7 protein-coding genes and 2 pseudogenes are annotated in these 9,784 nt (G+C 45.2%); 3 read left to right on the plus strand and 6 right to left on the minus strand.

The features are described from left to right. Positions 1-129: 129 nt before the first annotated feature. The 4 genes from QUA13_RS30030 to QUA13_RS30045 all read right to left on the minus strand — a co-directional run bounded on the left by QUA13_RS30030 (position 130) and on the right by QUA13_RS30045 (position 6,361). Positions 130-636, minus strand: coding sequence for a hypothetical protein (locus QUA13_RS30030; protein WP_333204443.1), 507 nt, complete (start codon positions 634-636; stop codon positions 130-132). Positions 637-871: 235 nt separating this feature from the next. Further along, positions 872-4,084: a PAS domain-containing protein gene (locus QUA13_RS30035; RefSeq protein WP_333204445.1), complete on the minus strand. Its 3,213-nt coding sequence runs from the start codon at positions 4,082-4,084 to the stop codon at positions 872-874. Between the two features lie 634 nt (positions 4,085-4,718). After that, positions 4,719-5,849 (minus strand): aldo/keto reductase, encoded by a 1,131-nt coding sequence (locus QUA13_RS30040; RefSeq protein WP_333204446.1) that lies wholly within the window; start codon positions 5,847-5,849, stop codon positions 4,719-4,721. A 5-nt stretch (positions 5,850-5,854) separates the two neighbouring features. Beyond that, a complete protein-coding gene (locus tag QUA13_RS30045; protein WP_172185863.1) occupies positions 5,855-6,361 on the minus strand; it encodes a bifunctional nuclease family protein in 507 nt (168 codons plus the stop codon). 229 nt (positions 6,362-6,590) lie between these two features. Between QUA13_RS30045 and ribE the strand changes: the two genes are divergently transcribed. After that, entirely contained in the window at positions 6,591-7,304 is a 714-nt protein-coding gene (gene ribE / locus QUA13_RS30050) for a riboflavin synthase (protein WP_333204449.1), read from the plus strand. 296 nt (positions 7,305-7,600) lie between these two features. Here ribE and QUA13_RS30055 read toward each other — a convergent pair. Then, positions 7,601-9,094: pseudogene (locus QUA13_RS30055) on the minus strand (IS5 family transposase). Between the two features lie 159 nt (positions 9,095-9,253). Continuing rightward, the gene (locus QUA13_RS30060; RefSeq protein WP_333204451.1) at positions 9,254-9,430 is read right to left on the minus strand and encodes a hypothetical protein; all 177 of its coding nucleotides are present in this window, start codon (positions 9,428-9,430) and stop codon (positions 9,254-9,256) included. Between the two features lie 84 nt (positions 9,431-9,514). Between QUA13_RS30060 and QUA13_RS30065 the strand changes: the two genes are divergently transcribed. Beyond that, positions 9,515-9,646, plus strand: coding sequence for a hypothetical protein (locus QUA13_RS30065; protein WP_333204453.1), 132 nt, complete (start codon positions 9,515-9,517; stop codon positions 9,644-9,646). Then, positions 9,630-9,784: pseudogene (locus QUA13_RS32925) on the plus strand (helix-turn-helix domain-containing protein); the annotation flags it as partial. The gene QUA13_RS30065 and the pseudogene QUA13_RS32925, both read left to right, overlap by 17 nt.

A 9,784-nucleotide genomic window follows, 5' to 3' on the forward strand; every position in this document is an offset into this window, starting at 1 on the left:
TCTTCCTCTCTTAAAGCTTTTTGTAGTTTCTCTATTTGTTGGGAATTGAGATGGTTTTTAGCTGGCATTTTTGTAGATATTGACTAAACTCATTTTTTATGATACCCTATTTAAAGGCACAACAGCTTACTAAAATTCCTTCCGCCTTCCTCGAAGACGCGGATTTGAGAGAGATTCTAAATCAATGCGACAACTAAGCCGATCGCCCTTGCACGAATAAACTGCCAAAGCTGTGCCTTGACGGTTGCAAACTCGCACATTGTAACCGTATTCGCTGGCGACTGTGCCGAAGCGGTTGACAAACTGATAGCGTTCCATATAATCGAGCAAACTCCAAAGTTGGCGGTTGACGATGATAATTACCCAAGTATTTCCGGGATCGACAAACCAGCGATCGAGCAATTTTCCGCCAAACTGTTTTTGAGCTAACCACAGACTCGGCACGCTTTTTTCGGTTTGCGAAAGCGGGGGCGACGGTAAATTAGCAGCGTTGCCACTCGGGCAAGCCGGCTGCTGGGAAAATGCCGCAGATTGTCCCCACAGCAAGGCTCCGAGGCACGCAGAACAGGCGATCGGGAACAAAAATAAACTTTTTGTCAAAATGCCATGCCTGCGGGTATCAACATCGTATTTCATAATTATTGTGTTCTTTATTATATGTTTCCCATAGGGGCGGGTTTTACCAACAATTTATGTCGAAAACTCGCCATCGATAAAACCCGCCCTCGCACAGCACATAACCTACATCAACCTTACATTTTATTATCTGCAAAAGATGTACATTGCGATTTTGTGTGGTGTGGGGCGGGTTTATTAGATTGTTTGTTTTTGGCTTTTATTGTTAGTAAAACCCGCCCCTACAGTCGTCATGTTAAAATTCCGATCGCCTAAACAATGAAGCAGGCAGACAAGCAGTAAAAGTAGAACCGCAATTTAACTCGCTATAAACTTCAATATCGCCGCCCATCATCTGACAGAAACGCTGGCTGATAGTCAGTCCCAAACCAGTACCGCCGTACTTGCGAGTAGTTGAATTGTCGGCTTGAGTAAAAGGTTGGAACAGTCGCTCTTGCTGCTCTGGTGTCATGCCGATGCCCGTGTCCGTCACTCGGAAAACTAAAAAGTCTGAATCCAAAATTAACATTTGAGCAACTCTCGGTTGATATTTATTTTTTAATTCTTGGCTGGTAATTCTTTCGACAGTAAGCACGATCGTCCCTTGAGCAGAAAATTTAGCAGCATTGCTGAGCAAATTCAGCATTACCTGCCGCACTTTCATCAAATCGCCGTGCATAGCGCCGATATTGTCAGAACTCAATACTTGCAAAGTATTGCCGTTTTTATCCATTAGCGGTTTGATAGTTGTTACTACCTCCTCGATTAAGCCTCCAACATCGAAGCTTTCGAGGTAAATCTCCATCTTGTCAGCTTCAATTTTGGAAATGTCGAGAATGTCCTCAATGAGCCGCAGCAAGTGTTTGCCAGCAGTGCGAATTTTGTCTAAATCCGAGACGATCTCTAAGTTGCCTAACTCTTCGGCATCTTCCACCAGCATATCGCTGTAGCCGATAATCGCGTTCAGGGGAGTCCGCAACTCGTGGCTCATGTTTGCCAGAAAAGCACTCTTAGCGCGGTTGGCGAGTTCTGCGGCTTCTTTTGCCAACTGCCACGCTTCCTCAGCGTCTTTGCGTTCGGTGATATCCCGCAGCGTGGCCACCACCGCTTCGACGCTGCCGTCAGTCGCACAAAGCGGGCTGAGAATGTACTCGTAGTCGCGGGTTCCCCAGCTTGCCGTGGGGACAATTACTTCGCCTTTCTTGGGCTCGGCTGTGGCAAATATGGCGTCGCATTCTTCGTGAACCCGCTGCATAATTGTTGGCGACCAGCCTAATTCCTGCCAGGTTTTGCTAATCATTTCTCTGGGATTCATGCCGGCAGCTTGAGCGGCGGTACGGCTGACGTAAGTGTACTTTCCCGATCGATCGACTAGAAAAATTAGGTCAAGAGAAGCGCCGAGAATCCCGTCAACTGTTCTGGCGTGTCGGGCTACCTGAGCAGTCATTTGTCTGACGGCGATCGCGCCGCGGACTTTGGCGGCGAGTTCAAATTGCAAAAGTTCGTTGGCTTGTTGGAGGTATAGGGTGCGCTGTTCGACTTCTTTTTCTAGTTCTGCTTTGGCTTTTTCTAGGGTGAGTTCGGCAAGTTTGCGATCGCTCACGTCTGTAGAAATTGTACCGACTGCATAAGCTTGACCTTCGGAGTTGCAGAGGGGAAATTTCAGAGAAATATAAGTGTGCGGGCCGTCGTCTTGAGGGATGATTTCTTCGATGGTTAGGGGCGAGGAAGATTCGATAACTTTCAGGTCATTTTCTCGCAAGGCTGCTGCTTTATCTTCGGGAAAAATATCGCAGTCGGTTTTGCCTGTTATTTGCTCTTTTGCGATGTCGAACAAATTGTCAAAATGGCGGTTGGTGAGCAGGTATTTTCCGTCAACATCTTTGATGTAAATCACTGCTGTTGAGTTGTCTAAAATCGCTTGCAGCAGTGCTTCGCTCTTTCGCAGGGCTTTTTGAGTGTTTTGGCGATCGAGTATTTCTGGCTGCAATTCCAAGTTGAGGCGATTTAAGTCTTGCCAAGCTTCCTGGACTTGATGTAAGGCGATCGCGCTTTTTTCTAGTTCTGTATTTGCCGGCTGCGACTGATTAGAGACGGAGTTTGCGGGCAATTCTAGGGGTTGAAAAGTTAGCGGGATTTGGGGATTTGCGATCGGGCCATCGCCCGCAGTTTTTTTATATCGAAAATCGACCGCTAATTTACCGTTTAAACTCGATTTTTTGGGAAATAAATCGGGCAATTCGCCGAAATTTAAATTGTCATAAATTAGATCCAAATTCCGGGATCGCTGCTGCGGTTCGGCGGTGGAGTTAAATGCCCAATTCCCCTCTGCTGTTGATAAATTTGAGTTACCGGGTTTGGCAATCCGGCGGGTGACGGCAACTGCCAAGGCGAAGGGGAAAACGGCAGCAGCAGACAGTGCCAGCAGCCAGTTGTTGCCCCACCATGATTCGATCGAGGTTTTGGGGATGCCCCGCACTAAAATTACAGCGGGTTTTCCGGCTAGATTATTCAGGGATTTTGCTGCTACTGTATAAGTTTGATTGCCTATTTGTATTTGCTGGGCAACTGGTTTGCCATCGGCGGCACGTGCAGATCTCAGCAGCGATCTGTCCATCCACTGTAAGTTGGGCAACTGTTTATTTTTCGTAACACTTTGTCCGCTTACCAAGACATATTTGCCCTCATTAAGCGGTGCATAAATAGCGTAAAATCCGAGGAGTGAATTGACGGTTTCGCTACTGGCAACCATCGGGATTTTGCTCAGATTTGTTCCTAGAAATAAAGCAGCAATAACAGTCTGATTTTTTGGATTTTTTACGGGAAATTTTACGTAATTCACAAGGACACGTTCGCTCAATTCCGGTTGCAAAGCTGGCAATTGTTTCTGATTTTCCGATTTAGCCAGAATTTTGCTAGCCGTAATTGGCTCTTTTTTTGCTAATTCTTGATATGCTAGGTTGCGAGGATTAAAATTTTGTCCTTCCTGGTTGAGATTAACGCTAACAATTATCTTCGTATCTTTCCCTACTAAAGCTGCACTGTGTATTGCTCCTGTTTTGACATGACTTTCCAGAATTTGCTTGACAGATTTTTCCAAATATGATAATTTTTTTCCGCTGTTGTAAGCTAAAGCTGTTTGGGCGATCGTTTTGCTGTCAGAGGAGTTTTGCAAACGGTCGGCGGCGCGATCGAGTTTGAGATTGTAGTTAATTTCACTAAGGCTCAGTTCTGATTTAGCTTGATTTTGCAGTTCGTTGCTTCCAACTGCCGATATTAGCCAAAGTGCTGCTCCCGTTAGTCCGACTGGCAAGATTGTTTGTAACGCCAGCAGTCCAATTAACTGTTTTCTGGTGACGGACAAGTTGTAAGTGGATGGCTTGAAAGCTGTTTTAAATCTTTCGGAAGTCGCAACTTCAGTTGGTTGCAGACAATTTGGCTTGCTGTCGTTTAACTGAGTTTGAGCCATAGTAGTAGATGCTGAATCGGTTATAGATGACAGGCGATAAATTAATCTGGAAAACAATCAATCAATTTTAGATTTTAGATTTTGGATTTTAGATTTTAGATCGAATTCGGTTAATTACTCATATCATGTCCGGTCGAGCGACCGCGATTTTTGTAGGGGCGGGTTCACAACAATACCTGCCAACAATCTCCAATCTCAAAAACCCGCCCCTACCGGGATATTATGGTTAATCGATCGCACATGATATCATCATAAAATTGTTGCCTCTCGCCGGCGCCAACCAAGCAAGAAAATGACTGGGGTATGCTCACAGAAATCAGTTTCTAGGTGTTAATCAGATTATCTTATTTAGCTGTTTTTACATATAGTGTCGGTTCCTATTTAAAGTTTGTTCGGAGCATCCCAATGATTGCTTTCACAGGAGTGCTCGCGCTTAGATGTAGGCTTGGCTGTGCAGTATGCTCGCACTCCTGTGAAAACGCTTTTTACAAAATCGGGATGCTCTTGCAGACAGTCGCCACACTAAGTAATTTTTTGCTCGACTATACAGTAAATTTACTTAAACCAAAGTTTAGCGTAATTATTGCAAAACTTAGATACGCTCGATCGACCTTTTCCCTGCTTCACCTTTTTTTCAATCCCACAACCGCCTGCCTGCTTTACCGCCCAGTCGCTGGTGAGTATCTCTGAGCAAAGTTGGGATGTCTAACTCTTCGGGACACCTGGGCAAACATTCGCCGCAATCGGTGCAGCGGTTGCCTTTGCTGCCCGGAAACCAGTGTCCGGCATTTTCAAACATGGCGTAGCGGTATTTGCCAAAGTCAGTCATGTCGCACCCGACAGCGAGATTGCGGAGTCGCAATACTTCGGGAATGTTGATGTTTTCCGGGCAAGGCAAACAGGCATAGCACTGGCTGCATTTGTCGGTTTTCAAACTGGCTGCAATAGCCGATTCTAGCCGATCGAACGCAGCGATTTCGGCGTTGGTGAGGGGAAAGTCGCGATCGCAATATTTCAGAGGTTGCTCTAATTGTGTCGGATTTGCAGCCCCCACACTTAGAGTCCCAATCTTAGTATCGCTCAGTAAAAACCGATAGTTCAACTCTAAAGGCGAGAAAGGCGAGCACAATTGTGCGAGAGTTTCCGGGGGCGTGTAGAGTTGCCCTCCTTTATCTGCCGGGGAAATGATGAAAACGCCCATATCTTTGTGTTTGGCGAGTTCAATTGCCGGGGCGTTGCGCTGAAAAAAATAGTAGTAATGCAGATTGACAAACTCAAATAAATCTGTATTGATTGCAGCCAAAATCAGATCCAGAGGCCCGTGAGTCGAAAAGCCGACGTGCCGAATGCGGCGATCGGCGAGGGCTTTGCGTACAGCTTCCATGCAGCCTGTGGGCGATCGCACCCAAGCCAAATGTTCCCAAGTATTCAAACCGTGAATTGCCAGACAGTCGATATAGTCTAAATTCAGGCGTTTGAGGGAGGCGTCGATGCAGCGTTCCATTGCAGCAGCATCCTCCGTCGGGGAAATTTTCGTAGTGACGTGGAAGCGCGATCGATCGACAGACAAACCAGCCGAGATGGCCGCACCGAGATATTCCTCGCTGCAACCGTAACCAGCCGCTGTTTCCAGGTGATTGATTCCCTGAGAAACAGCCTCTTGTACAGTCTGACAGGCAGTTTCCTCAGAAGCCAAATAGCGCATGGTTCCCAAGGAAAATACGGACAGGTGCAAGTTAGTTTTGCCAAACCGTCGATAGCGCATAAATGTTAGGAAGTTTCGCCCGGGCTAAAGCCGCTTCTCTTGATCAAATCCTCTGGACGGAGGTTTGATATAAATTCCCGGAAGGCCCGGCGTTCTGCTTCATCAGCATCTCGATCGACCGGTATGGAAGCATCGGCTACGACTTCTTCCATCACCCAGATGGGGCTATTCGTTCGCAGGGCTAGGGCGATCGCGTCGCTAGGTCGGGCATCGATCTCTTTTTTAACTTCTCCCTGACGGACGATCAGCACGGCATAGAACGTGTTATCTTGCAGCGAGTGAATAACTATACGCTCCAAGGTAAGATTCCAGGCTTCTAGAAAATTGACCATCAAATCGTGAGTTAAAGGTCGAGGAGGCTTGTGACCTTCCAGAGAACTAATAATAGCCTTTGCCTGCTCCTGACCGATATAAATAGGCAAAGCGCGTCGCTCAGTAGCGTCTCTCAATAGGACTATAGGACTGCGCGTGGCTGCATCTAAGGCAATTCCAGCGACTTTCATTTCAATCATTCGATCGGCCTCATAGAATTAAGAAACTGTAAGGCAGTAGAGAACTGGGACATAAAGATTACCTAAATCCAGTATGACTCGATCTTCGCCTGAATCTGCAACGAATCGGGCACTGTCGATTTGAGATGGGACATTGACTCTGGGGGGACAGGGGGAGGGCAAAAGCTCCTGCGTCTGGTTTTTGGCTGTGGTTTGATGTAAATAAGCGATCGACTAGGGAAAAATACTTATGTTTACAGGACTAATTCAATCTCTCGGAAAGCTGAAGTCGCTAGGCAACGATTATTTCCAAATTTCCTGCACCTCCAGCAACTCCTCTCAGATTTTACAAGATTTAGCCATTGGGGACAGCGTAGCCGTGGATGGAGTCTGTTTGACGGTAGTGGAAGTTCTACCGCAAGGTTTTGTCGCCGTCGCTTCCCCGGAAACCCTCCGCCGTACTACTTTGGGAGCATTCCCCGATGCTTGGGTCAACTTAGAAACCTCCCTGCGCGCCGGTAGCAAATTGGGGGGACATTTCGTGACGGGGCACGTAGATGCGATCGGCACTTTAACGACATCAACCCAAACCGCCAACGCTTGGGAGATGCGGTTTACTGCCCCACCAGCAGCAAATTCGGGATGGCAACGCCAAATCGCACCTTACATCGTTTCCAAGGGCAGTATCGCCGTCAACGGCATCAGCTTAACCGTGGCAGATTGCGATGCTGACGGTAATTGGTTTGAAGTTGCTGTCATTCCCCACAGTTTTGGTGAGACAAACCTCAGCTATTTGCAACCAGGAAGTTTAGTAAACTTAGAAGCAGATATTCTGGGCAAATATGTCGCCAAATTTCTCCGCAGCGGCTCAAAATCTCATCCCGAACCTTGGGAAGAAGACCCGGCCATTAACCATTTGGGAGGCATTACCCCAGAATTTTTAGCAGAACACGGATTTATTTAATCTTCGGGTGCGCACCGCGCACCTTACTCATATCTGAGATATTGCACCATTCTGAATAAGCCTTTTACGGGCGGTCTCTCCTGCCCATCCCAAAAGAAAACTCACTCTTCGCTTCACAGGCATCTTACCTGTTTTTGAGTTGTAGAATGCGTCAGCAGCGAATTATTATCTCAATAATTGACGGCTCAAAGCAGACGTACCCTACTAACTCTTACTTCTCTCTTTCCGCTCTCTGCGGTTAATTAGGGTTTGCTGAATAATCGATCGCCAACCAAGAGCAGGAGCGATCGATATATTCAAGCTCGATTTAATATAAGTCTTCTGTGTATTAATCCACTCCAAATATAATGCAAGATTATCTGCAACCCAAAAACAGGTGTTCTGTTTCCAAATAGACATAAAAAAACACAAAAAACCAGGCGCCACCAGGAAGTAAGGTTCATGACCAAAAAAGTAATTGCAATAACTGTACCAGATGTATTATCGAGTTTTGCCATCACTCGACTGAGACCGAATCTTCGTTTTCCTTGTCCAAACTTGCCCTCAATTGCATTTCTAATCCTCTCATCTTCTTTAGCTTGCCTCTTTTTTGATTTACTCACATTTGCTGGCGGTCTTCCTAAAGGCGGCCCACTAAGCCTAATTCCTTTTTCTTTACACCACGCTCGGTTTTCCCGATTTCGGTAAATGCGATCGGCATGAACAGACTCTGGATAATATCCCGTGAATCTATGATATGATTCTACCTGTGCTTTCAAGTCCCCTGATTCGTTAAAGTTATCCCAGCTCATTCTGTCTAAAAACACATATCCTTCAAAACAACTGGCTGATAGTTTGGCTCCAAACTCTACAGTTTTTCCTACTTTTCCTCTGACTATGGGACGAATATGGGGTTGACTTAAACTTACTATTCTATCCTCAATACTCTGTTTATTGTTGTCAAGTAACCACTGTTGTTGGGGAGTGACTTCGGTGAGGACTAGCAAGGTTTTATATTGCTTTTTATTCAGATTTTCTAGGCTCGCACCTAAATTGATTAGCTGTTCAATATGACCGAGGTTTCTTTTGATGTATTGGAGTTGTTTTTTAATTGCCTGGATTCTTTTGTTTTTGGTCTGCCGTCTTTGTTTGGCTACTGCTAAGTAGTCTTTTCTCGCTAGATTACGGTAGGTTCTTGGTTGTTTATGGATTTTTTCTTTGATTTGTTTATACAGAATATCTATGATTTTTTCTGTATGAACTCTGGCTCTGTTTAATATTCCTAGGTCGGTCGGATAGGTAATGTCGGCGGGAGCGCAGGTTGCATCTATGATTAGTTTACCGCTATTGGATGACTCATTTTTGCCGTCCGAATCCTTTTTTTTTTCGGGTTTAACTGGCGTGATTTCTCGCATTTTTTCGATCGTGCGTTCGTTCACTTTATTGATTAGGTTCGGACTGATTCGTTGCCGAAAGTGTACTAAGAGTGATGGGTCAAATGGTAGCTCATTGCTCTAGCTTGATTGACCGATAAAGTATTGCAGATAGGTGTTTTCACGGATCTGTTCGACTGTTTCCCGATCGCTAATCCCCAACTTTTCTTTGATAATTAATGCCCCCAATGCCATCCGAAATGATTTGGCTGGTGCCCCTTTTTCTGTGGGGAAGTTTTGAGCATATTCTGCTTCAAATTCAGACCACGGGATTATTTTGGCCATTTTTACCCAACGGTTGTCAGCAGACAACTTTCCTCCGAAAGGCAGTTCAAACTCGGATGGCGGGCTGGAGGCAAGCTCAGCTTTTTTGTACACGCTCGCAGGTGGTGATGCACGGGTTTTGAACTATTTTACCTGTTTATCTTGCACTTTATTCTCGATCGCGCGAGCGAAAACCCAGACCACGCAATATTTGCTCGGCTTATTCAGCAAACCCTAATTAATAAAACTCTGTTATTCAACAAAATTCTTTTTCTACCCAAACAATCCCGCCGCAGCAATTACCACCTGTGAAACTAAAAACAATGCAGCAATTAATAGCTTTTGAATGCCCGCTGCATCGAAGAATGGATCGGTTAGCAAATTCAAATAAAATAACCGCTGTTGTCGTTTCCCATTAGCCCCGAGTTTCGAGATAATTTGCTGAAACAAAAAAGCACTTCTACTATAGCAATCCTAAATCATTATCATGATTGTGATACAATTATATGCAATACTTGATTGTGACAATAAAAAATGAATAACTTACAACTGCCACAAAAAGACATGGAAAAAGAAATAGCTTTGTTAGAATCTTTCATTAAAAGCGATATCGATGCTGTGAGAACTAAAACGAGCAATAGCTGTAAAAATGGCGCTTTCAGGTAATATTTACCATGAAATTAGCCAGATTTTAGGTGTAAGTAATTTTTTTGTTGGTTATTGGAAAAAACAATTTAAAACCAAAGGCATCGCCGGAATCAAACTAGGACATAAAGGGTCAAAAGGGTATTTAACAGCTCGACA

This window comes from Microcoleus sp. S28C3 (genome assembly GCF_036700785.1).
In the GTDB taxonomy this organism is placed as follows: domain Bacteria; phylum Cyanobacteriota; class Cyanobacteriia; order Cyanobacteriales; family Microcoleaceae; genus Microcoleus; species Microcoleus asticus.

Excerpts from the sequence above, each read along its gene's own strand:
- QUA13_RS30040 (WP_333204446.1), bottom strand. The coding sequence starts at position 5,849 with ATGCGCTATCGACGGTTTGGCAAAACTAACTTGCACCTGTCCGTATTT.
- QUA13_RS30045 (WP_172185863.1), bottom strand. The coding sequence starts at position 6,361 with ATGATTGAAATGAAAGTCGCTGGAATTGCCTTAGATGCAGCCACGCGC.
- ribE (WP_333204449.1), top strand. The coding sequence starts at position 6,591 with ATGTTTACAGGACTAATTCAATCTCTCGGAAAGCTGAAGTCGCTAGGC.
- QUA13_RS30065 (WP_333204453.1), top strand. The coding sequence starts at position 9,515 with ATGAATAACTTACAACTGCCACAAAAAGACATGGAAAAAGAAATAGCT.
- QUA13_RS30035 (WP_333204445.1), bottom strand. The coding sequence starts at position 4,084 with ATGGCTCAAACTCAGTTAAACGACAGCAAGCCAAATTGTCTGCAACCA.
- QUA13_RS30030 (WP_333204443.1), bottom strand. The coding sequence starts at position 636 with ATGAAATACGATGTTGATACCCGCAGGCATGGCATTTTGACAAAAAGT.